This is a genomic window from Bacillus sp. SYZHCR11 (assembly GCF_057196865.1).
The window spans coordinates 267,057-289,032 of sequence record NZ_JBXUND010000003.1; the positions used below are offsets into that span (position 1 = coordinate 267,057).

The following is a 21,976-nucleotide window of genomic DNA, read 5'->3' on the forward strand; positions in this document are numbered from 1 at the left end:
TTTCCTAAGAAACCGCCTTGTCGTATAAAAGAGGGGATTTCATTGTTTAATACGTACAAAGAAGCGATCAGCTGGATTCACGGCAGACTCAAGTTCGGCGTTAAGCCGGGCCTTCTCCGTATGGAAAAGCTGATGGAAAAACTGGAACACCCGGAAAAGAACATTCGCGCCATTCATGTGGCGGGCACAAACGGCAAAGGATCAACCGTTTCTTTTATCCGTTCCGTCCTTCAAGAAGCCGGTTATACGGTCGGCACGTTCACATCGCCTTACATGATTACGTTTAATGAGCGAATCAGCGTCAACGGCACGCCGATTACCGATGAGGAATGGAGAACGCTCGTTACTGACATAAAACCGATAGTCGATGAGCTTGATAAGACCGATGCCGGAACGGTGACGGAATTTGAAATCATTACAGCGTGTGCATTTTTATATTTTGCGAAGCGGGCTGATATCGATTTTGTCATTTTTGAAGCGGGGCTCGGCGGCACATTTGATTCAACCAATATTGTGAAACCGCTTCTGTCGGTCATTACAAGTATCGGACATGACCATATGGCCATTTTAGGCAATACCATCGAGGAGATCGCCGGGCAGAAAGCCGGTATTATTAAAAATTCCATTCCGGTCATTACGGGCGTCAATCAGCCGGAAGCACTCGGCGTTATTGAAGCGGAAGCCGAAAAAAAGCAGGCTCCGTATCAGTCACTTTATAAAACATGCAGACTGTTTAATGAAGCGGCGCTTCCGTCCGGCGAAAGCTTTTCGCTGGAAACAGAAACGAAATGCTATGAAGACATTCAAACGTCGCTGATCGGCATTCACCAAAGGCAGAATGCGGCATTGGCGATATTGGCCGCTGAATGGCTGAATCGCCTGGAGGCCGCAGTCATTTCAGAAGAAGCGATGCGAAACGGCCTGAAAAAAGCTTCCTGGCCGGGCCGATTTGAACGTCTTCAAAGCCGCCCTTTAGTGTTTGCGGACGGCGCCCATAACGAAGAGGGTGTTGAAACGCTGACAGAAACGATCCGGCAGCGCTTTGCCGGTAAAAACGTCCATGTCGTATTCAGCGCATTAAAAGACAAACCGTATCAGGAAATGATTAAAAAGCTTGAAACCGAAGCGGATTCCATTCACTTTGTATCATTTGACTTTCCGCGTGCTTCAAGCGCCGAAGCCCTTTACAATGCAAGCAGTCTTGCATCTAAGAGCTTCGATGAGAACCCGGACAGTGTGAAAGAATGGATAGAACAAAAAGACGGGGCGGATGATGTCATCATCATTACCGGCTCCTTATATTTTATTTCAGAGATGAGAAAGCGGCTTATCTGACAGCCCCTCGGATGCCCGGCAGACCATTTTCCGGTTTTGCCGGGTGTTTTTATGCTGAAAATATATTTTCAGCCATTTCAGTCATGGTGTTTTTCTTTGCTATAATCTGAGCCAGATTGATAGTAAAGGTGTGGTCTGAGTGCTTTTGATTCTGTTTTTTCTCGGCTTGATTTTCGGTTCTTTTTTTTATACAGCAGCGTGCCGTATCCCGCTGCGAATCTCGGTTATTTCGCCGCGTTCATCCTGTTCGTTTTGCCGCTTGCCGCTCTCCTGGGGGGAGCTTGTGCCCGTCGTCTCCTATATTCTGCAAAGAGGCAGATGCAGAAACTGCCGTGCGAAGCTGTCGGTTATGTATCCGGCGGCGGAATGCTGGACGGCGTGTTTATTCACGGCTGCAGGCATTCATTTCGGTTTCTCAAAAGAACTGTTAGTCGCGCTGTTATTTCTGTCTCTCCTCATGATTGTTACTATGACGGATCTGCAATATATGCTGATTCCTGACAAAGTTCTGCTGTTTTTTCTTCCGCTTTTCATCGCCGGCCGAATGTTTTCTCCGCTGGATTCATGGTATGCAGGGTTTGCCGGAGCCGTTTGCGGATTTTTTCTGCTTGTTTTTATCATGTTTGTCAGTAAAGGAGGCATCGGCGCAGGTGATGTGAAACTGTTTGGGGTGATCGGCCTGACGCTCGGCGTGAAGCTCGTGCTCATTGCATTCTTTCTTTCCGTTATGATCGGAGCGGTATACGGTATGTGCGCTGCAGCCCGGGGCAGTCTTGGTAAAAAGCAGCCATTTCCGTTTGCGCCGGCCATCTCAGCCGGGAGCGCTTTGAGTTATTTATACGGTGATGAGCTGTTTTCGTTTTACATCAAGCTCGCTTCAGGCGGGGCTTGAAAAATTTGGCGAACGTTTTTTGGACAAGACGACAAAAGTCTTGTTCTTTTTTTTTTCGCCTATGCTAAAGTGTGAACCATGATCAGTTCAAGGTACGGCCAAGACGAATGCAAGGGGGAAGAGACGTTGAAAAAAAGGAAGAGCAAAAAGCACAGCAAAGCTAAAAACAATGCCCTTAAAGTAACCATTAACGGACAAGAAGAAACGATGTATGGACAAGAAGATGTGAATGAAGGCGGGGAGAAGACCGTCACATTTTCCAATTGGGAAGAAACAAAAAAGGCGGAACAGGAGACTGCCGCATCCCATGAAGATCCGAAAGAAGAAGATTTCAATTGGGATCATGAGAAGAATTCTGAGGTATTTGAAGATGACCCGAAAGTCGTTCCGCCATACCAGAAGAAAAAAAACGGCCCTCATTTTCCGAAAAAAAAGCAGCCGTCTTCTCCAGTTAAAAAGGCGGTCACGACAATTGCCGTTGCGGCTGTTTTAGGCACCGGGCTCGGCCTTGTCGCCTTAAATATGTCGGGAAGTAAAGAAGCCTCCGCTCCGGCATCAGCTGACAAAGGTTCACAAGGGCAGACGGTGAAAGCGGGAGATGTTTCTAAAGACAAATCTGAAACAGCCGGCACAGGAGATGCGGAATCTTCAGCGGGAAACTATAAAACATATGCGGTGCAGGCCGGAAAATTTTCATCAGAAAAAGGAGCGCAAACGCTTGTTGACCAGCTGACTGAAAAAGGATACTCGGCCGTCTCTCTGGCAAAAGAAGACGGATACACATACGTGATCGCCGGGCTTGCAGCGGAAAAAAGCTTATCACAGCAATTGGGTCAGACACTGATAGACCATGATTTTGAGGCTTGGGGCGGAAAGGAGCTCAGCTTTGCGGTCGATTCAGGGCTGGAAGACTCTTTTAAACAGGCATCTGAGCTCTCCGCCAAAGCGATTACCGGCAAAAATCTTTCAAAAACGGAAGTGGCTGAAGCGGCAAAAGCGGCAGACGGCGCAGACGCCGCTGACAAAAAGCAGAAAGAGGCCGTGCTTCAAGCGCTGAAAGAACTGGAAACGTCGGGTTCGGAATCCGGCTGGAAAGCCCAAAAAGAGCTTTTAAGTGTTGTAAAATAGTATCTCAATTTCCCGTCATCCGGCGGGATTTTTTATTTTGTCATCAAAAAGTTATTTTTCTGAAATTGTGGTTGCCCGTTTGATTTGGTAGGATAGACAAGTATCTTTTTTTCTTAAGCAAACCCTGAAAGGATGACAACCATGACAAAACGCTTAATACTCGCATCACAATCTCCGCGAAGAAAAGAACTCCTTAATCTTCTTCAGATTCCTTACAGCATTATTGCGAGCCGCACAGAAGAAAAATTAAATCGAAACCTTTCGCCGGAAGAAAACGTCCAATGTTTGGCCGAGCAAAAAGCTAGTGCTGTATTGGCCGAAAATCCCGATGCAGTCGTTATCGGGGCTGACACGATGGTGTGCATAGACGGCGAGTGCCTCGGCAAACCGCGTGACAGGGAAGAAGCGGCACAGATGCTGCGGAGGCTTTCCGGCCGAAGCCATCAAGTCATTACGGCGGTCAGCATTCAGACGCATGACCGGAAAGAAACATTCTGTGACACAACGGAAGTGACGTTTTGGCCGCTCAGTGAAGACGACATACAGCTCTACATTGAAACAAAAGAACCGATGGATAAAGCAGGTGCATACGGCATCCAAGGAAAAGGCGCGCTTTTAGTGAAAAAAATAGACGGTGATTTTTATTCTGTCGTCGGGCTTCCTGTCGCTAAAACAATGAGAGCCTTGAAAGAATTTAATATAAAAGCTTGATGTTCAAACCGGGAAGGGGAACAAGGAGGGGTTGATCATCCGTGATCTGCCGTTAAAATTAAGAGATTTCCCCGAAAAAGAAAAACCGAGAGAGCGGCTTCTGCACTTCGGAGCCGAACATCTCTCTAACAATGAATTGCTCGCCATCCTGCTGCGGACGGGAACGAAACATGAATCCGTCATGAACCTCGCTCACCGGCTGCTGCGGACGTTTGACGGGCTGCGCCTGTTAAAAGGCGCCTCTGCCCAGGAGCTTTCCAGCATTCCGGGAATCGGAACGGTGAAGGCCGTTCAGATTCTTGCCGCAATTGAGCTGGGGAGCCGCATTCATAAGACATCCGCCGGGGAGCATTGCGTCATCCGCTCTCCGGAAGACGGGGCGAAGTATGTGATGGAGGATATGCGCTTTTTAACCCAGGAGCATTTTGTCTGTTTATATTTAAATACCAAAAATCAAGTCATTCATAAACGCACCGTTTTTATCGGAAGTCTGAATTCATCTATTGTCCACCCGCGGGAGGTGTTTAAAGAAGCTTTCAAACGATCCGCCGCGTCCTTCATTTGCGTTCATAATCATCCTTCAGGAGATCCTACACCGAGCAGGGAAGATATAGAGGTAACCAGGCGGCTTTTTGAGTGCGGAAATTTAATCGGCATCGGGCTGCTGGATCATTTGGTCATTGGTGATAAAAAATTTGTGAGTTTAAAGGAAAAAGGATATTTGTAACACTTTTTTTTTCGTTGATTTAAGATATAATAGATTTTATGAGTTTTTCCCTTTAGGGTATTTTTGCTTTAAGAAAGGAAGATACATACATATGTTCGGAATTGGTACAAGAGACCTTGGTATAGATTTGGGAACCGCGAATACGCTTGTGTTTGTTAAAGGTAAAGGAATCGTAGTGAGAGAGCCGTCTGTCGTTGCTCTGCAAACGGATACGAAGTCAATCGTTGCGGTCGGTAACGATGCGAAAAACATGATCGGAAGAACTCCGGGCAACGTGGTTGCGCTCCGTCCGATGAAAGACGGCGTTATCGCTGACTATGAAACAACTGCGACAATGATGAAATACTACATTAATCAGGCTGTGAAAAATAAAGGATTGTTTGCGAGAAAGCCGTACGTTATGGTGTGTGTGCCGTCAGGTATTACGGCCGTTGAAGAACGGGCGGTCATCGACGCGACAAGACAAGCGGGCGCACGTGACGCTTATCCGATTGAAGAACCGTTTGCGGCAGCAATCGGCGCGAATCTTCCGGTATGGGAGCCGACGGGCAGCATGGTCGTTGATATCGGCGGCGGAACAACTGAAGTGGCGATCATTTCTTTAGGCGGCATTGTCACGTCCCAGTCAATCCGTGTAGCCGGTGACGAAATGGACGACTCAATCATCAGCTATATCAGAAAAACATATAATCTGATGATCGGTGACCGTACGGCGGAAGCCATTAAAATGGAAATCGGTTCAGCAGAAACCGGTGAAGAAAATGCGTCAATGGAAATCCGCGGCCGCGACCTTCTGACAGGTCTGCCGAAAACGATCGAAATCACGGGAACGGAAATTGCAAATGCACTGCGTGATACAGTTCTCTCAATCGTTGATGCGGTGAAGAGCACGCTTGAAAAAACACCGCCTGAGCTGGCCGCTGACATTATGGACAGAGGTATTGTATTAACAGGGGGAGGCGCCCTGCTCCGCAATCTCGACAAAGTCATCAGCGACGAAACGAAAATGCCTGTTCTTATCGCTGAAGATCCGCTGGATTGTGTTGCGATCGGCACTGGAAAAGCACTGGAGCACATCCATCTTTTCAAAGGAAAAACAAGATAATCAGGAGTTAAATAGAAGAGGTGTATCACGATGCCGAACAAACGGTTAATGCTATTACTTCTGTGTATTATCATATTGGTGGCTATGATTGGATTCTCGCTGAAGAACGGCCGTAATACCACCTGGCCTGAAAAGCTGATCGGTGATACGACGGGAGTATTTCAAAACATTTTTCACACGCCTGCCGAATATTTTGCAGGGTTCTTCGGGGACATAAAAGACCTGAAAAACACGTACAAAGAAAACGAACGCTTAAGACAAAAGCTGGACGGACAGACACAATATGAAGCGAAGCTCCAAGAACTCAAAGATGAAAACAAGAAGCTGCGTGATGAACTCGGGCATGTCAAATCAATTTCCGACTATGATCCGATTTTAGCGACCGTTATCGCCAGAAACCCTGATCAATGGTACAAGCAGATCATGATCAATAAGGGAACGAAGCACAAAGTGGCCAAAGACATGGCTGTCACGAACGAAAAGGGTGCGCTGGTCGGGAAGATCAAAAGCAGCGGACTCAACAGTTTCACATCCGCCGTTCAGCTGCTGAGCGATGTTGACCGCAATAACAGAGTGGCCACCAAAATCTCCGGCAAAAAGGGAAGCAAAGGCTACGGTTTAATTGAAGGGTATGATAAAAAGAAACAGACCCTGAAAATGACCATCCTTGAACCGGATGAAAAACGTGAAGTGAAAAAAGGCGACCTCGTGGAGACCTCCGGAACGGGCGGCGTATTTCCTCAAGGGCTGACGGTCGGCGAAGTGACCGATGTAGAATCAGATGCTTACGGCCTGACGAAAATCGCTTATGTGAAACCGGCTGCCGACTTGTACGATCTTGACCATGTCATCGTCGTGAACCGAAGCGTAGCAACAGGGGAGGAAGGATCGTGAAACGTTTCCTTCTCCCTTTGATTATGATTTTGGTCTTTTGTGCGGAAAGCATCTATACCGATCTGGTGCGTTTTCCTTTCGTTTCCGTCGAGCAGCAGGTCGTTCCGCATTTTCTTTTGCTTGCGCTGATTTTTATGTCGGCTTATATCAACCAAAAGCATGCGGTGATCTACGGTTTCATTTTCGGATTTCTTTATGACATCAATTATACGGGTGTTTTAGGCGTTTATATGTTTGGTTTTGCCGGATTATGCTATCTGGCGGCCAAAGCGTTTAAAGTGCTGCAGACAAACGCCCTGATGGTCATTCTGGTCGCGGTGCTGAGCGTATGTGTGCTTGAATTTTACGTCTACGGCATTCAGACGTTAATCCGCAGCGGCACTATGACGTTTAACGATTTTGTCATTCAGCGGTTCTTGCCGACCGCTTTGCTGAATATCGCGGGAGCCGTTATATTAGTCCTGCCCTTCAGGCTGTTTTATATAAGTCTGAAGAAAGAATTAAGAGATGAGTAAAAAGGATTTTATCTTTTTTTGACGAAAAGAGTATGTTGTTGAGGTGAACATTGATGAAGACCAAAAAGCAGCAATATGTAACAATAAAAGGAACAAAAAACGGCTTAACATTGCATCTGGATGATGCGTGTTCTTTTGATGAGCTCCTCGATGGTCTTCAAAACATGCTGTCGATTGAACAATATACTGATGGCAAAGGCCAAAAAATCAGTGTTCATATTAAACTCGGGCATCGGTATCTGTATCAGGAACAGGCAGAGCAGCTGACTGATCTGATCGCGTCAAAGAAAGATTTAGTCGTGCATTCAATTGACAGTGAAGTCATCGCCAAAGAAGAAGCGCAGCGGATGAAAGAGGAGCAGGAAATTGTTTCGGTTTCCAAAATCGTCCGTTCGGGCCAGGTGCTTCACGTGACGGGAGATTTGCTTTTAATCGGAGATGTGAATCCCGGCGGTACGATCAGAGCCGGAGGAAATATATTTGTTCTCGGTTCATTAAAAGGGATTGCCCACGCGGGTTATAACGGAAATAACCGGGCTGTGATCGCCGCATCCGAAATGATGCCGACACAATTGAGGATCAATCACGTGTTAAATCGCTCCCCAGACCACATTCAAAAAGGGAACGACATGGAATGTGCTTATTTAGATACTGACGGAAATATGGTCATTGAACGCCTTCAGCAATTGGCTCATTTAAGACCTGATCTAACAAGGCTTGAGGGAGGAATGTGAAATTGGGTGAGGCTATCGTAATAACTTCGGGAAAAGGCGGAGTAGGTAAAACAACAACATCTGCAAACCTCGGTACCGCCTTAGCCATTTTAGGGAAGCGCGTCTGTTTGGTAGACACAGATATCGGACTGCGCAACCTTGATGTCGTAATGGGTCTTGAAAACAGAATTATTTACGACTTAGTAGATGTAATTGAAGGCAGATGCAAGACGCATCAGGCGCTTGTCAAAGACAAACGTTTTGATGATCTGCTTCATTTAATGCCGGCTGCCCAGACAAGCGACAAGACGGCTGTTGTCCCTGAGCAGATCAAATCGCTTGTGCAGGAGCTTAAGCAGGAATTTGATTATGTCATTATTGATTGTCCGGCCGGAATTGAACAAGGCTATAAAAATGCCGTCTCCGGAGCTGATAAGGCGATTGTTGTGACGACGCCGGAAATATCAGCGGTGCGGGACGCTGACCGCATTATCGGACTTTTGGAGCAGGAAGATATCGAACCGCCGCGCCTTATCGTGAACCGTATCAGAAATCACCTGGTGAAAAACGGTGACACGATGGATGTGGATGAAGTTGTTCATCATCTGTCTATTGATCTCCTCGGAATCGTTGCTGACGATGATGAAGTGATCAGGGCTTCAAATATCGGCGAACCGATTGCCATGAATTCCAAAAACCGCGCCAGCATTGCGTACCGCAATATCGCCCGGCGCATTTTAGGAGAATCCGTTCCTTTGCAGGTGCTTGAAGAGCAGCAAAAAGGGATGATGGCGAAAATCAAGTCATTTTTCGGCGTGCGTTCATAATATATACCAGAATACAAAGATCTGATGAAGCCCAGCTTATCAGGTCTTTTTTGTTTTTTAAGAGCGCATATTTGCAATGGACAAGACATAGGATGTACAAACCCAACGATTGCAAAGGATGATGGCGATGAGTCACAGAGCTGATGAAATTAGAAAAAGACTGGCCAAAAGAAGAAAACAGCGGCCTGAATCAAAACGGACTTTCGTTCAAAACGCTCAAACGCAGAATTTTCCCGCGTGGCAGACGGTCAAGGAGCAGGAAAAGCACAAGCTTCTTCCGGACTACGAATATCAAACGGAACACCCGCCCGAATTTAACGGGCGGCATCCATTGATCAGCGCTCATTCTATTATTTTAAAATGCCTGCTGGCCGCCTGTCTCGTACTGATCTCCGCTATTGCCTATAAAACTGACAAACAGCCGCTGAGTCAGATCAAACCGGCAATCGCACAAACCTTTCAAAAAGAATTTCAGTTTGCTGCCGTAAGCAATTGGTTCGTATCTTCCTTCGGAAACCCGCTCGCTTTTCTTACGCCGGGAACGAAAAAGAAGGACGGTCAGGTGGCGGTCAGTCAGGATATGGCCGTTCCTGCCGCGGGGAAAATCCAGCAGGACTTTCAAAATAACGGAGAGGGCGTCGTCGTCGAAACCGCCAGTGAAGCCATTGACAGCGTAAAAGAAGGCTACATTATGGAAGTGAGCAAAGATAAAAAAACAGGGCTGACGGTGAAGGTGCAGCACGCCGACAATACAAGCAGCATTTACGGCCGGCTGAAAGATGTTAACGTTTCATTGTACGATTTTGTCGATAAAGGGAAAAAGATCGGTTCGATCAAGCTCAACGATAAAAGTAAAGGCCAGTACTATTTCGCGATCCAGGATGGCGATAAATTCATAGATCCGATCCAGGTGATCACATTTGATGAATAAATGGCTCATCCTCCTTTTTAAAATTCATGTCCATCCTTTTCTTTGGATTATCATGGGGCTCGGTCTTATGACGGGGCACATCAAAGCGCTGCTGTGTCTTTTGCTGGTCGTATCCGTTCATGAGCTGGGGCATGCTGCTCTGGCTGTGTTTTTTTCGTGGCGCATTAAACGCATCTTTCTGCTCCCTTTCGGCGGGACGGTTGAGGTGGAGGAGCACGGAAACCGGCCGCTTAAAGAGGAATTCGCGGTCATTTTGGCGGGCCCGCTTCAGCATGTGTGGCTTCAGGCGGCAGCCTGGCTCTTTTTCACGTCAGGTTTTGCAAGTGAGCAGACATTTGAGATGTTTACCTTTTATAACCTCTCCATTCTTTTCATCAATCTTTTGCCGATCTGGCCGCTTGACGGCGGCAAGTTCGTGTTTTTATACTTCTCTAAACAAATGGCTTTTCAAAAAGCGCATCTCCTCAGCCTGCAGACATCGGCCGTTTCCTCGCTTTTGCTCTGCTGCTGGATTGTGCTGGCCGTCCCCCTTCAGGTCAGCGCATGGGTGCTGTTCGTCTTTCTCGCCGCTTCTTTATGGGATGAATACCGGAAGCGGCATTATATTCAGCTGAGGTTTCTTTTGGAGAGATACTACGGCAAAAACCGCGATGTCGCCATGCTGCATCCTTTGACGGTCGCGGCCGATGCCAAAGTAAAGCATGTCATGGCCGAATTCAAACGGGGATGCAAGCACCCCATTATCATTGAAAAAGCCGGCGAAAAGCTCAGCCAGCTCGATGAAAATGAAGTGCTTCATGCGTATTTTGCCGATAAACGGACAGATTCCTCTATGGAAGACCTGCTGCTGCCTTACTAGAAATAGATTGACATATCCTTTTGGTTCTGATATATTTTTTAATGTTATGGATGTAGCACCAATGCTACAACCGCTCGGGACAGGTGATAAGAGCTTTAAAGCCCCCTGTTGCTGGCGAGTCTTAGTCTAATAGGAGGTGCAGAGAATGTACGCAATCATTAAAACAGGCGGAAAACAAATCAAAGTTGAAGAAGGTCAAACTGTTTACATCGAAAAACTTGCTGCTGAAGCAGGTGAAACAGTGACGTTTGAAGACGTATTGTTTGTTGGCGGAGACAGCGTGAAAGTCGGCAACCCAACAGTTGCAGGCGCGACAGTTACAGCTAAAGTTGAAAAACAAGGCCGTGCGAAAAAAATCACTGTTTTCCGTTACAAGCCAAAGAAAAATGTTCATAAAAAACAAGGTCATCGTCAGCCTTATACTAAATTGACAATCGAAAAAATCAACGCGTAAGCATGATTGAGGCAACAATTCGAAGATCCCGGAATGACGGGGGCATTTTGTCCTTTGAAATGACGGGACATGCCGATTTTGCTGAACATGGACGAGATCTCGTTTGCGCCGGGGTCACGGCTGTCGTTTTCGGAGCGGTCAATGCGGTTATCGCGCTGGCCCCTCTCGAACCGATTCTTGATATAGGCGAGGACGGGGGTTATTTCTACTTTGAATTCCCTGAAGCCGCTGATCAGGAAGCTTTGCAAAAAGCGCAGCTGCTGATTGAAGGCATGATTGTTTCTCTTGAAACGATCGAGCGGGATTACAGTGAACACTTACGGTTGACTGCAAACCAAATATAGGAGGTGAGTTACATGCTTAGATTAGATCTTCAGTTTTTCGCTTCTAAAAAAGGTGTAGGTTCTACAAAGAACGGACGTGACTCTGAATCTAAACGTTTAGGCGCTAAACGTGCAGACGGTCAATTCGTAACAGGCGGATCTATCCTTTACCGTCAACGCGGAACGAAAATCTACCCAGGTGAAAACGTGGGCCGCGGAGGAGATGACACTCTTTTTGCTAAAATCGACGGAACTGTTAAATTCGAACGTTTCGGCCGTGACCGCAAAAAAGTGAGCGTATATCCTGTAGCTCAATAATGACACAAAAAACTCCGGTCGTTGACTGGAGTTTTTTTTGCAGTAAGCGGAGTAACATCAAGAATGAAAAGCAGAGGATGCGTGAGTGAACCCCGCCTTGAATGAGGACATCAGCTTCTCATACCCACTGGATATGTTCCCCAAGCAGTGATACCAAAAATGTTTCTGCCTGGCATCCGCATTGTATGCGATCCGAAAAAGGAACATGATGAACCAGGAAAAACAAGTGTTTTTTTAACAAAGCCTTCTCTGTTATAATTCATAGTACACACTTATCAAGACTCCTAAAAAGAAATTAAACGATTGGGAGTGCGAAAATGAAGGATGTATCGAAGAAACAAGAAGAACCTGTAAGCGATGCGGCTCTGATCAATGAACTGATCCAATTAATGGGCCATTTCCGTCATGATTGGATGAATAAGCTGCAGCTGATAAAAGGAAACTTAAGTTTGCAGAAGTATGACAGGGTCGTTGAAATAATCGACGAAATGGTCATAGATGCAAAGCACGAGTCAAAGCTCTCAAACCTGAAAACCCCGCACTTGGCGTTTGACTTTCTCACATTTAATTGGAAGTCCCGTTATATGAGGCTCGAATACGAAGTGCTCGGAGAAATTAAAGATTTATCGGCATATGATCAAAAGCTGTCGAACCTGATGAGAAAACTGTTTCATCTGTTCGGTCTGGCGGTAAGCAATGAAAGTGAAAATCATCTGACCGTATCGCTGCAGACGGATCACCCTGACAGACAGCTTATTGTATATCTCGATTTTCATGGAACGATTGCAAATGCAGATGTGTTTGATGAATTTCGCAAATCGCGGTATGAGGACTTTGATGTCATGCAATTTGAGCTGACCGGCCATGAATGTGTGGCCGAAATTGGAATGAACTAGCGGTTTTTTACGGTTTAGAACGGAGGATATTATGTTTGTAGATCAGGTGAAAGTATATGTAAAAGGCGGCGACGGCGGTAACGGAATGGTTGCGTTCCGCCGTGAAAAATATGTGCCGAAAGGCGGGCCTGCCGGCGGTGACGGAGGTAATGGAGGCGACGTCGTTTTTGAGGTTGATGAAGGACTGCGCACGCTCATGGACTTCCGGTACCAGCGCCATTTCAAAGCGATACGCGGCGAGCACGGCATGTCTAAAAACCAGCACGGCAGAAATGCGGACGATATGGTTGTTAAAGTTCCGCCCGGCACAGTCGTAACGGATGACGATACAAAACAGGTCATTGCCGATCTGACAGAGCACGGGCAGCGCGCCGTCATCGCAAAAGGCGGACGCGGCGGACGCGGAAATACCCGCTTTGCGACCCCGGCCAACCCGGCGCCGCAGCTGTCAGAGCACGGAGAGCCCGGAAAAGAGCGCTATATCGTGCTTGAACTGAAAGTGCTTGCAGACGTAGGTCTCGTCGGCTTCCCGAGCGTCGGAAAATCTACGCTTCTGTCTGTCGTTTCATCAGCAAAGCCGAAAATCGCCGATTATCATTTTACGACGCTTGTTCCGAATCTGGGCATGGTGGAAACGGATGACGGAAGAAGCTTCGTCATGGCGGACCTGCCCGGTTTGATTGAAGGAGCGCACGAAGGAGTCGGCTTAGGCCACCAATTTCTCCGCCATATCGAACGGACGCGTGTCATCGTTCACGTCATTGACATGTCAGCGATGGAAGGCCGTGATCCGTATGAGGATTATGTGACCATTAATCAGGAGCTCAGTGAATATAATCTGCGGCTGACGGAGCGTCCGCAAATTATCGTTGCGAATAAAATGGACATGCCCGAAGCGGCTGAAAATCTTAAAGCGTTTAAAGAAAAGCTTCAGGATGACCATCCTGTCTTCCCGATCAGCGCGGTGACGAGAGAAGGGCTCCGTGATCTTCTGTTTGAAGTCGCCAACCAGCTGGAAACAACGCCTGAATTCCCGCTGTATGATGAAGAAGAACTGGCGGAAAACCGTGTAATGTACACGATGGAAGATGAAGAAATTCCATTTGACATTACCCGTGATCCGGACGGCGCGTTTGTGCTTTCAGGTGACAGTCTGGAACGTCTCTTTAAAATGACTGACTTCTCCCGTGACGAATCCGTCAAGCGTTTTGCAAGACAGATGCGCGGTATGGGCGTTGATGAAGCGCTCAGAGAACGCGGTGCTAAAGACGGCGATATCATCCGGCTGCTGGAATTTGAATTTGAATTTATTGATTAAAAAGACGGAGAGCTTGCAATGCAGGCTCTCTGATGTAAAAGGGAGGGGTGCAGGTGAAAGAAGAGACATTTTATTTAGTGCGTGAAGACGTTCTGCCTGATGCGATGCGGAAAACCCTTGAAGTCAAAAAGCTGCTCGACAGAAAAAAGGCTGAATCGGTTGCAGATGCCGTGCAGAAAGTTGATTTAAGCAGAAGCGCTTTTTACAAATACCGAGATGCGGTTTTCCCTTTTTACACGATGGTTAAAGAACAAATAATCACACTTTTCTTTCATTTGGAGGATCGGTCAGGCGCGTTATCCCAGCTTTTGCAGGCGGTGGCTGACTCAGGAAGCAACGTGCTTTCCATTCACCAGACGATTCCGCTTCAGGGCAGGGCGAATGTCACGCTCTCAATCAGTACGTCCGCAATGGAAGAAAACATTCATACGTTAATGAATAAACTGAGAAAATTTGATTTTATAGAAAAAGTTGAGATCTTAGGGTCAGGCGCGTAAGGAGAGAAGAGACATGAAAGTCGGTTATTTAGGGCCAGAAGCCACATTTACACATCTAGCAGTCAGTTCCTGCTTTCAAAACAGCGTGACACAAGCACCTTATCAAACAATACCGGCATGCATGGATGCGGCGGTTGCGGGAGAAGTTGATCTTGCATTTGTTCCTTTGGAAAACGCGCTGGAAGGCTCGGTTAACTTAACGATTGACTACTTGATTCATGAGCAGCCTCTTGCGATCGTGGGGGAAATGACGCTGCCGATTCACCAGCATCTGCTCGTTCACCCTTCGAGAGAAAATGAGTGGAAAAAGCTTGAGAAAATTTATTCTCATTCCCATGCGATTGCGCAATGCCACAAATTTCTTCACCGGCATTTTTCGTCCGTTCCTTATGAGTATGCGAAGTCAACAGGTGCGGCTGCCAAGTATGTCAGTGAGCATTCGGACCTTCCGATCGGCGTGATTGCAAATGAAATGGCGGCCGCTACATACGGATTGAGCATCGTGAAGCGGGATATTCAGGATTATCAGGACAACCACACGAGATTTGTCATTCTTTCGCCTGAAAAAGACGTCTCATTCGAAGTGAATGCGAAACTGTCTTCACGGCCGAAAACGACGATGATGGTAACGCTTCCCCAAGATGACCAATCAGGCGCGCTGCACAGGGTGCTGTCCGCTTTTTCATGGAGAAACCTGAATTTATCAAAGATCGAATCGCGCCCGACCAAAACGGGTCTCGGCAACTATTTCTTTATTATTGATATTGAACAGGCGATGGATCAGGTTCTCATTCCCGGTGCCGTTCAAGAGATGGAAGCCCTCGGCTGCCGGGTCAAGCTTCTGGGAACATATCAATCCTATTCGATATAAAAAAAGCTCCCCTTCAGGGGGCTTTTTTTTTAATCTTTTATTAAAATACCCGCGTCGTCCAGCGCTTGGCAGGCTTGGTCAATCCGCTCTTTTGTCGGGGCGCTTAACGTATGGAGATGCACGCCTCCGGTCAGCTGTGAAAGGTAAGCGGCATTTGTCGAGTTAATGTGATCCATGAATTGTTTGACTTCTTTCCGTGTGCTGACTCTTATGGCGGCGGTTAAATCGCCGTATACGGGGTGTTCAATAATGACGTCCTTTATGGTGACGCCTTCATCGACAATGAGTTCAAGCTCTTCTTCCGTCCGCTCCGGGCCGTGCAGACAGGCGACAATCCGTTCGGCGTTTTTTTCGCCGCCGGTATTCATGCTGATGTATAAATAGCCTTGGCTCGTCGCGATAATCGGTTCGCTTTTTGCTTTCAAGAGCGATATGTCCTGCACGATCACCTGTCTTGAAACATTTGCTTTTTTGGCCAATTCGCCTCCTGTTAATGGCGAGCCGGCTTCTTTCAGCCAATGAAGCAGCATGTCGCGTCTTTTCGCCCCAGTAAGCTTCGTTCCTTCTGTCAAATTGCTGATTCTCCTTTCTTTTGCTCCCACAGCGCCGTAAATGTATGTATCAGCATATCGAGCTGTTCACATTTTGTTTCGTTTCCGAATGAGATCCGGAAAAACTGCCGTGCTTCCCGTTCGGTTTTTCTCAGCGCCTTCATAGCTGAAGAAGGGCCGTGGCTGCCGGCGGAACATGCGCTCCCGGTTGAGATGCAAATATCGTTACGATTACATTCTAACATAATATATTGTCCTTCAAAGGAGTGAAAAAAACACCCGACAATGTGGGGCAGGCATTCACCGCCGGTTTCTTCCTCTGAAAATGAAATGGGGAGGCCTTGACGCCGAATTTGGTCATACAAATAATTCCTCAGCCTGTCAGCATGCTCACGGTGTTCCTCCATATGTTTCACTGCATACTCCGCAGCAGCGGTAAAAGCGCCGATGGCCGGCACATTCACCGTACCGGGCCTGAACCCGTTTTCATGCACGGTATGCGGATAAACCGGATTCCAGCTGACACCGGGCCGAATGTAAACAGCCCCGGTGCCTTTCGGGCCGTATACTTTATGACCGGAGACGGAAAGGGCGTCGATTCCCGCCTGATCCGCATCAATCGGCAGTTTGCCGAAACTTTGAACACAATCGCAATGCAGTAAAATGTTTCTCTGGTGAAGAAAAGCGGCCAGACGATTCACAGGCTGGATGAGGCCGGTTTCTGAATTGGCGTGCTGTATGGAAACGAGCCCCGTGTCAGGACGGATATGAGCCGCCAGTATGTCCTCGGTTATAAGGCCGTTTTCGTCGGGATATATGATGGTGACATCAATTCCCCGGTCAGCTAAAAACGCCGCGGCATTATGGATCGAGTGGTGTTCCATTGCGGTCGTAATAAAATGTTTTTTATGATCGGGCAGACCGTACAGCAATGATTGGACGGCCAAGATGTTCGATTCCGTTCCGCCGCTTGTAAAGTGAATGCCGTCTGCCGCTCCGCCGATCAATTTTCCTGCAGAATGTCTGCAATATTCAAGCACGTCCGCCGCTCTTCCTCCGGCGTCATGAAGGCTGCTAGCATTGCCGTATACCTCTGTGCTGAGATGCTGAAAGACTTTCGCGGCTTCTTTGCTTAAAGGCGTTCCCGCCGCGTAATCAAGATAAATCATACAGCCCGTCTCCTATCCGTTTATGTTAAAAAAAGCTTGAGTTTATTTTATCGTTGTGTAAATATAGGTGTCAAGACAGGTGTAAATATAATGGGAGGGTGATGTATGTCTGAAAAAACAATTATCGTCATTGGTACGGGGACGGCGGCCCTTGCCTGTGCTTCCTCATTTCCTCCGTCATACCAAGTAACCGTCATCACAAAGAGAAACGTAACGAACAGCAATTCGTATTATGCTCAAGGCGGGATTGCTGTTTCATACGCAAAAGATGACTCGATAGAATCCCATGTGAACGATACACTGTATGCGGGATGCGGACACAATGACGTGACAGCCGTGCGGCATTTGCTGCAAAGCGGACAGAGCATGATAAACAGTCTGATAGAAGGCCATTTCCCTTTTGATACGAAGTCGGACGGAACGTTTTGTCTCGGCAGGGAAGGCGCTCATTCCAAAAGGAGGATTCTGCACGCCGGGGGAGATGCGACCGGACGGATGCTGGTTGAGTTTCTGGTTCGGCAGCTGAGGGACGGCATTCGGATCATTGAACACGAGACGGTTGTTGATCTGCTGATTGAACACGGGCGATGCGCAGGCGTTGCCGTAAAGGATGCTTCAGGCGCCGTTTCTTACAGAAGAGCGGATTGTGTAGTGCTTGCTTCAGGCGGCTGCGGCAGTCTGTACCAATATCACACAAATGATTCCGCCATAACGGGAGACGGGATCGCTCTTGCCTTCCGCGCGGGAGCTGAGATCACGGATATGGAGTTCACCCAGTTCCACCCGACCCTCCTTGTGAAAAACGGGACTGTTTACGGTCTGATTTCTGAAGCAGTGAGAGGAGAAGGCGGATATTTAGCGGATCGCTTCGGGCGCAGGATCATGGCTGGCAGACACGCGCTTGAAGATTTGGCGCCCCGGGATGTGGTTTCACGGGCGATTTATGAAGAAATGATGAAAGAAAATCCTGTTTTTATAAATTGCAGCCGAATAGCCGATTTTAACAAACGTTTTCCGACCATAACAGAAATTTGTCAAACAGCCGGCGTTGATCTTGAAAGCGGGATCCCCATAGCACCCGGAATGCATTTTTTAATGGGCGGAGTAAAAGCCGATACATGGGGGAAAACGTCCGTGCCTGATTTGTACGCCATAGGCGAGACCGCCTGCACAGGCTTGCACGGGGCGAACCGCCTTGCGAGCAACTCACTGCTGGAAGCGCTGGCAAGCGGGCAACGATGTGCTGAACATATCATTCAAACACCGTTAAACGGAAGATATAAAAAAACCCCGAAGAAAACTGATGTCATCTTACAAGTGCCGGACACAACGCTTCATGTGCTTCAAGCCAAAATGACAACCGGAGCGGGCATCGTCAGGGAAAAAGAAAACCTGCAGGCGCTGGCATCCTGGCTTAACAACGTATCTGTGCGTCATATAAATGTGAAGGATATCACAATGGAACAAGCCGAGCTATCCTGCCTATGGAAGACTGCGCAATTTGTTGTCACCTCAGCCCTTATTCGGGAAGAAAGCAGAGGCGCTCATTTTCGCACTGATTTTCCCGGGACGGAGAAAGATTGGCACGGAAAACAAATCATTCATTCAACATCTGGAACGGTTATCAGAAAAAACGAAAGGATTGGGGAACTATGGACATTCTGCAGCTGAAACAAATGCTGACTCATTTTTTTCAGGAAGATATCGGAACGGGTGATGCGACGTCACAAGCGATTTTTTCTGATCAGCAATGTAAAGCGCGGATCATCGCAAAAACAGACGGCGTGTTTGCCGGAGAAGACGTTATCCGTGAAGGATGGAAGCTTTTACACGATGATATCCGCATCCGCCCTCTGAAAAAAGACGGAGAACGGATGAAAAAAGGAGACGTGCTCGCTGAAATGGAAGGCCGGGCGGCAGCTCTTCTTACTGGGGAGCGGGTCATTCTGAATCTCATACAAAGAATGTCAGGCATTGCGACAATGACGGACGAGGCTAAAAGGCGTCTTGATGATCCGTCCATTAAGCTTTGTGATACGAGAAAAACGACACCGGGGCTCAGAATGCTGGAAAAATACGCCGTTCGGGTCGGAGGCGGCTTTAATCATCGCTTCGGCTTATATGACGGCATCATGATTAAAGATAATCATATTGCCGCCTGCGGATCGATAAAGGCGGCCGTGGAGCGGGCAAGAGAAACGGCAGGGCAGATGCTTGCGGTGGAAGTCGAGATCGAATCCGAACAGCAGCTGCTCGAGGCAATAGAAGCGGGCGCAGACATTATTATGTTTGACAACTGTCCGCCTGAGTCCGTCCGGCGTTTTGCAGGCATGACACCGGGCCATATCAAAACGGAAGCATCCGGAGGCATAACGCTCGACACATTGCCCGCTTATAAAGGAACGGGCGTCCAATATATTTCACTCGGATTTCTGACTCATTCAGTAAAAAGCGCCGACATCAGCATGGATGTTGAGGCTGCGGAACAGGGGGATTTTTAAGATGTCTATTTTTGACGTGTTAACTGCATCAGCCGAAATGATGCCGAGCCATTATAAAGACATGAGCACCGGAGAAATGGAAAAGCGTGTCGCCGCCATAAAACGGGATTTCGGAAAGCGCCTGTTCATTCCGGGGCATCACTATCAAAAAGACGAAGTGATACAATTCGCCGATACGGCAGGTGACTCCCTGCAGCTTGCTCAAGTGGCAGAAAAAAATAAAGAGGCGGAATATATTGTGTTTTGCGGCGTGCATTTTATGGCGGAAACCGCTGATATGCTGACTGATGATAACCAAACCGTCATTTTGCCCGACATGCGCGCCGGATGCTCGATGGCTGATATGGCAGATATTCAGCAGACGGACAAAGCATGGCAAGAGCTTCAAGAACTGTACGGTAACACCATCATTCCGTTAACATATGTTAACTCGACGGCGGAAATTAAAGCATTCGTCGGTCGGCACGGTGGAGCGACCGTCACCTCTTCGAATGCCCGGAGTGTGCTGAAATGGGCTTTTAAACAAAAAGAAAGAATTTTATTTTTGCCGGATCAGCATTTAGGCAGAAATACAGCCTATGACCTCGGCATTCCGCTGACAGAAATGGCTGTATGGGACCCGGGGCAGAACCGATTGCTTACTGACCATCCGGAAAACATTAAAGTCATCCTTTGGAAAGGACATTGCTCCGTACACGAAAAGTTTACAGCGGAAAATATTTCTCAGCTGCGGCAGCGGGATTCCGGCATCCGCATTATCGTTCATCCGGAATGTTCGCGGGAAGTGGTCTCGCTCAGTGACGACAGCGGGTCTACCAAATATATTATTGATACGATTGAACAGGCTGAACCGGGAAGCAAGTGGGCGATCGGCACGGAAATGAATCTTGTTCAGCGCCTCATTCACTCGCACCCGGATAAACAGATTGAATCATTGAATCCCGATATGTGTCCGTGTCTGACAATGAACAGAATCGACCTGCCGCATTTATTGTGGTCGCTTGAGCAGCTTGAAAAAGGCGAGCCGAAGGGTGTCATTAAAGTTCCGGAAGCGGTTCGGACAGAAGCGCTTCGTGCTTTGAACAGAATGCTGAGTCATACGTAATCATAAAAATTTCCCCTCCTTCCCAAATTTTTTATCATCATGCCCAGTCCACCGGCATATAGTGTGAAGAAACGTATTGTAATGACAAATGTACCGTTCACGTTTTGTGCATAGGAGGGGAAAACGTTGAAAATTCATATCGTTCAAAAAGGCGATTCGCTCTGGAAAATAGCTGAAAAATACGGAGTTGATCTTGAAGAGTTAAAAAAACTGAATCATCAGCTTAGCAATCCAGACTTAATTATGCCTGGAATGAAGATAAAGGTGCCTTCAGAAGCCGTTCCGGTCAGAAAAGAACCCAAGGCCGGCTTCGGAACGTCTGCGCATAAGCATGAGCATCCATATGCCAAAGAAAAACCGAAATCAGTTGTGGACATTGAAGACACCATACCGGAAGAACCGAAGCCGTCAATTCCGTATGTGCCGCCAATCCCTGAAAAGCATGAAAATGTGCTGCCGGAAGCTGATATGAACCAATATTATCCGTCCAATCAGCTGTTTCAGCCGTGGTCGCCTCCTAAGCCGGAGGAACCGGTGACACATTTTGTCGAGCCGAAAGAAAAAGAGCATGACAATAACATTCCACAACAGGAGGAAATGATCAACATGGAAAACGCGAATTACCCGAATATGCCGAAGGCGCCTGAAGCCGGAAAGATGGAAGAAGAAAACGCCGCTTATCATCTGCCGAACATGCCAAACATTCCGAATGTCCCGTTTCCGAATATGCCGGCCGTTGAACCGCCTTTTATGCATTACCCGATGCCGTGCATGCCTTGTCCTTGTCCGGTTCCGGTGACACCGATGCTGCCGGGTTCGGGACTATGCCATCCGTGCTTCCCGGTAGGCGGAGGTTTCGGCGGTTTTGGAGGAGGTTATGGAGGCTTTCCGGTAATGCCGATGCCGTTACCGTACGGATTCCATCATCACGGATTCCATCATCCGGGATTTGGGCCGCAAGCGGGTTACGGTGAATATGAAAACCAGGCCCATGAAAATGCAGAGCATTACGATGGTTCTGCATCCGGTTTCGGCGGTGTTCCGTACGGTCAAATGCCGTATTACGGCGGATATTCGTCACATTACGCAAACGCGCCTCATCATGATGGGAAATTTAAGGATGATGATTGCGGCTGCCATGATTCACATCACCACCACCATCATCACCACGGTTCACATCACCATCACGCAAATATGCCTGTGCAGCCGTATCCGAATGTGGGTGCAAACGCCGGATATTTTATGCCTTACGGCGGAGCAAATCCTAATGCCGCACCGAATCAGCCGAGTCCAAATCAAGTATTCGGACGGCCGGAGGAAGAAGAAGATTAATGTT

At 47.7% G+C, this 21,976-nt stretch carries 25 protein-coding genes and 1 other annotated feature; of the genes, 23 read left to right on the forward strand and 2 right to left on the reverse strand.

The features are described 5' to 3' along the window. Positions 1 to 42: 42 nt before the first annotated feature. From AC2CGA_RS13115 to pheA, 19 genes are all read left to right on the forward strand, one after another. Positions 43 to 1,335, forward strand: coding sequence for a bifunctional folylpolyglutamate synthase/dihydrofolate synthase (locus tag AC2CGA_RS13115; protein ID WP_058906256.1), 1,293 nt, complete (start codon positions 43 to 45; stop codon positions 1,333 to 1,335). A 139-nt stretch (positions 1,336 to 1,474) separates the two neighbouring features. Continuing rightward, a complete protein-coding gene (locus tag AC2CGA_RS13120) occupies positions 1,475 to 2,227 on the forward strand; it encodes a prepilin peptidase (RefSeq protein ID WP_003152643.1) in 753 nt (250 codons plus the stop codon). A 126-nt stretch (positions 2,228 to 2,353) separates the two neighbouring features. Further along, complete coding sequence (locus AC2CGA_RS13125; protein WP_052586396.1) at positions 2,354 to 3,355, forward strand: SPOR domain-containing protein; 1,002 nt, start codon at positions 2,354 to 2,356, stop codon at positions 3,353 to 3,355. 141 nt (positions 3,356 to 3,496) lie between these two features. After that, complete coding sequence (locus tag AC2CGA_RS13130) at positions 3,497 to 4,066, forward strand: Maf family protein (protein WP_032856929.1); 570 nt, start codon at positions 3,497 to 3,499, stop codon at positions 4,064 to 4,066. Positions 4,067 to 4,097: 31 nt separating this feature from the next. Continuing rightward, a complete protein-coding gene (gene radC / locus AC2CGA_RS13135) occupies positions 4,098 to 4,793 on the forward strand; it encodes a RadC family protein (RefSeq protein ID WP_032856927.1) in 696 nt (231 codons plus the stop codon). Positions 4,794 to 4,884: 91 nt separating this feature from the next. Then, positions 4,885 to 5,898 (forward strand): cell shape-determining protein MreB, encoded by a 1,014-nt coding sequence (gene mreB / locus AC2CGA_RS13140; RefSeq protein WP_003152647.1) that lies wholly within the window; start codon positions 4,885 to 4,887, stop codon positions 5,896 to 5,898. Positions 5,899 to 5,928: 30 nt separating this feature from the next. Next, positions 5,929 to 6,792: a rod shape-determining protein MreC gene (gene mreC / locus AC2CGA_RS13145; RefSeq protein ID WP_003152649.1), complete on the forward strand. Its 864-nt coding sequence runs from the start codon at positions 5,929 to 5,931 to the stop codon at positions 6,790 to 6,792. After that, positions 6,789 to 7,307, forward strand: a complete 519-nt coding sequence (gene mreD, locus AC2CGA_RS13150) for a rod shape-determining protein MreD (protein WP_003152650.1) — start codon at positions 6,789 to 6,791, stop codon at positions 7,305 to 7,307. The genes mreC and mreD overlap by 4 nt, the downstream gene beginning before the upstream one ends. Positions 7,308 to 7,360: 53 nt before the next feature. Further along, positions 7,361 to 8,041: a septum site-determining protein MinC gene (gene minC, locus AC2CGA_RS13155; protein WP_003152653.1), complete on the forward strand. Its 681-nt coding sequence runs from the start codon at positions 7,361 to 7,363 to the stop codon at positions 8,039 to 8,041. Between the two features lie 2 nt (positions 8,042 to 8,043). After that, complete coding sequence (gene minD, locus AC2CGA_RS13160; RefSeq protein WP_003152655.1) at positions 8,044 to 8,847, forward strand: septum site-determining protein MinD; 804 nt, start codon at positions 8,044 to 8,046, stop codon at positions 8,845 to 8,847. 127 nt (positions 8,848 to 8,974) lie between these two features. Then, positions 8,975 to 9,778 (forward strand): M23 family metallopeptidase, encoded by an 804-nt coding sequence (locus tag AC2CGA_RS13165; protein ID WP_007408168.1) that lies wholly within the window; start codon positions 8,975 to 8,977, stop codon positions 9,776 to 9,778. Next, positions 9,771 to 10,637, forward strand: coding sequence for a M50 family metallopeptidase (locus tag AC2CGA_RS13170; RefSeq protein ID WP_032856920.1), 867 nt, complete (start codon positions 9,771 to 9,773; stop codon positions 10,635 to 10,637). Before AC2CGA_RS13165 ends, AC2CGA_RS13170 begins: the two co-directional genes overlap by 8 nt. Before the next feature lie 58 nt (positions 10,638 to 10,695). Then, positions 10,696 to 10,769: a sequence feature (ribosomal protein L21 leader region), on the forward strand. 13 nt (positions 10,770 to 10,782) lie between these two features. Next, positions 10,783 to 11,091, forward strand: a complete 309-nt coding sequence (gene rplU / locus AC2CGA_RS13175; protein WP_003152660.1) for a 50S ribosomal protein L21 — start codon at positions 10,783 to 10,785, stop codon at positions 11,089 to 11,091. A 2-nt stretch (positions 11,092 to 11,093) separates the two neighbouring features. Further along, positions 11,094 to 11,435 (forward strand): ribosomal-processing cysteine protease Prp, encoded by a 342-nt coding sequence (locus AC2CGA_RS13180; RefSeq protein WP_012118103.1) that lies wholly within the window; start codon positions 11,094 to 11,096, stop codon positions 11,433 to 11,435. A 12-nt stretch (positions 11,436 to 11,447) separates the two neighbouring features. After that, positions 11,448 to 11,732: a 50S ribosomal protein L27 gene (gene rpmA / locus AC2CGA_RS13185; protein ID WP_003152662.1), complete on the forward strand. Its 285-nt coding sequence runs from the start codon at positions 11,448 to 11,450 to the stop codon at positions 11,730 to 11,732. Positions 11,733 to 12,049: 317 nt separating this feature from the next. Beyond that, complete coding sequence (locus AC2CGA_RS13190; RefSeq protein ID WP_003152664.1) at positions 12,050 to 12,628, forward strand: sporulation initiation phosphotransferase B; 579 nt, start codon at positions 12,050 to 12,052, stop codon at positions 12,626 to 12,628. 31 nt (positions 12,629 to 12,659) lie between these two features. Next, complete coding sequence (gene obgE / locus AC2CGA_RS13195; RefSeq protein ID WP_003152665.1) at positions 12,660 to 13,946, forward strand: GTPase ObgE; 1,287 nt, start codon at positions 12,660 to 12,662, stop codon at positions 13,944 to 13,946. A gap of 53 nt (positions 13,947 to 13,999) precedes the next feature. Next, positions 14,000 to 14,443: a transcriptional regulator ThrR gene (thrR, locus tag AC2CGA_RS13200; RefSeq protein WP_007408173.1), complete on the forward strand. Its 444-nt coding sequence runs from the start codon at positions 14,000 to 14,002 to the stop codon at positions 14,441 to 14,443. Between the two features lie 13 nt (positions 14,444 to 14,456). Beyond that, positions 14,457 to 15,314: a prephenate dehydratase gene (gene pheA / locus AC2CGA_RS13205; protein ID WP_003152668.1), complete on the forward strand. Its 858-nt coding sequence runs from the start codon at positions 14,457 to 14,459 to the stop codon at positions 15,312 to 15,314. Between the two features lie 29 nt (positions 15,315 to 15,343). Here pheA and AC2CGA_RS13210 read toward each other — a convergent pair whose 3' ends face one another. Together AC2CGA_RS13210 and AC2CGA_RS13215 are read right to left on the reverse strand one after the other, a co-directional pair. Next, positions 15,344 to 15,886 (reverse strand): transcription repressor NadR, encoded by a 543-nt coding sequence (locus tag AC2CGA_RS13210; RefSeq protein ID WP_032856916.1) that lies wholly within the window; start codon positions 15,884 to 15,886, stop codon positions 15,344 to 15,346. After that, positions 15,883 to 17,034, reverse strand: coding sequence for an IscS subfamily cysteine desulfurase (locus AC2CGA_RS13215; protein WP_072588432.1), 1,152 nt, complete (start codon positions 17,032 to 17,034; stop codon positions 15,883 to 15,885). Before AC2CGA_RS13215 ends, AC2CGA_RS13210 begins: the two co-directional genes overlap by 4 nt. A 105-nt stretch (positions 17,035 to 17,139) precedes the next feature. On the opposite strand from AC2CGA_RS13215, the gene nadB reads away from it, so the two are divergent. The 4 genes from nadB to safA all read left to right on the forward strand — a co-directional run bounded on the left by nadB (position 17,140) and on the right by safA (position 21,972). Next, positions 17,140 to 18,705 carry an L-aspartate oxidase gene (gene nadB, locus AC2CGA_RS13220; protein WP_300949291.1) on the forward strand — a complete coding sequence of 522 codons (1,566 nt, stop codon included), beginning with the start codon at positions 17,140 to 17,142 and terminating at the stop codon, positions 18,703 to 18,705. Continuing rightward, positions 18,687 to 19,535, forward strand: coding sequence for a carboxylating nicotinate-nucleotide diphosphorylase (gene nadC / locus AC2CGA_RS13225; protein WP_060657406.1), 849 nt, complete (start codon positions 18,687 to 18,689; stop codon positions 19,533 to 19,535). Before nadB ends, nadC begins: the two co-directional genes overlap by 19 nt. 1 nt (position 19,536) lies before the next feature. Then, entirely contained in the window at positions 19,537 to 20,640 is a 1,104-nt protein-coding gene (gene nadA, locus AC2CGA_RS13230; RefSeq protein ID WP_024085652.1) for a quinolinate synthase NadA, read from the forward strand. A 126-nt stretch (positions 20,641 to 20,766) separates the two neighbouring features. Beyond that, the gene (gene safA / locus AC2CGA_RS13235) at positions 20,767 to 21,972 is read left to right on the forward strand and encodes a SafA/ExsA family spore coat assembly protein (RefSeq protein WP_058906215.1); all 1,206 of its coding nucleotides are present in this window, start codon (positions 20,767 to 20,769) and stop codon (positions 21,970 to 21,972) included. Positions 21,973 to 21,976: the final 4 nt, after the last annotated feature.

Excerpts from the sequence above, each read along its gene's own strand:
- mreC (WP_003152649.1), top strand. The coding sequence starts at position 5,929 with ATGCCGAACAAACGGTTAATGCTATTACTTCTGTGTATTATCATATTG.
- AC2CGA_RS13215 (WP_072588432.1), bottom strand. The coding sequence starts at position 17,034 with ATGATTTATCTTGATTACGCGGCGGGAACGCCTTTAAGCAAAGAAGCC.
- AC2CGA_RS13180 (WP_012118103.1), top strand. The coding sequence starts at position 11,094 with ATGATTGAGGCAACAATTCGAAGATCCCGGAATGACGGGGGCATTTTG.
- rplU (WP_003152660.1), top strand. The coding sequence starts at position 10,783 with ATGTACGCAATCATTAAAACAGGCGGAAAACAAATCAAAGTTGAAGAA.
- minC (WP_003152653.1), top strand. The coding sequence starts at position 7,361 with ATGAAGACCAAAAAGCAGCAATATGTAACAATAAAAGGAACAAAAAAC.
- nadC (WP_060657406.1), top strand. The coding sequence starts at position 18,687 with ATGGACATTCTGCAGCTGAAACAAATGCTGACTCATTTTTTTCAGGAA.
- nadB (WP_300949291.1), top strand. The coding sequence starts at position 17,140 with ATGTCTGAAAAAACAATTATCGTCATTGGTACGGGGACGGCGGCCCTT.
- mreB (WP_003152647.1), top strand. The coding sequence starts at position 4,885 with ATGTTCGGAATTGGTACAAGAGACCTTGGTATAGATTTGGGAACCGCG.
- AC2CGA_RS13170 (WP_032856920.1), top strand. The coding sequence starts at position 9,771 with ATGAATAAATGGCTCATCCTCCTTTTTAAAATTCATGTCCATCCTTTT.
- AC2CGA_RS13165 (WP_007408168.1), top strand. The coding sequence starts at position 8,975 with ATGAGTCACAGAGCTGATGAAATTAGAAAAAGACTGGCCAAAAGAAGA.
- AC2CGA_RS13190 (WP_003152664.1), top strand. The coding sequence starts at position 12,050 with ATGAAGGATGTATCGAAGAAACAAGAAGAACCTGTAAGCGATGCGGCT.
- obgE (WP_003152665.1), top strand. The coding sequence starts at position 12,660 with ATGTTTGTAGATCAGGTGAAAGTATATGTAAAAGGCGGCGACGGCGGT.
- pheA (WP_003152668.1), top strand. The coding sequence starts at position 14,457 with ATGAAAGTCGGTTATTTAGGGCCAGAAGCCACATTTACACATCTAGCA.
- rpmA (WP_003152662.1), top strand. The coding sequence starts at position 11,448 with ATGCTTAGATTAGATCTTCAGTTTTTCGCTTCTAAAAAAGGTGTAGGT.
- nadA (WP_024085652.1), top strand. The coding sequence starts at position 19,537 with ATGTCTATTTTTGACGTGTTAACTGCATCAGCCGAAATGATGCCGAGC.
- AC2CGA_RS13130 (WP_032856929.1), top strand. The coding sequence starts at position 3,497 with ATGACAAAACGCTTAATACTCGCATCACAATCTCCGCGAAGAAAAGAA.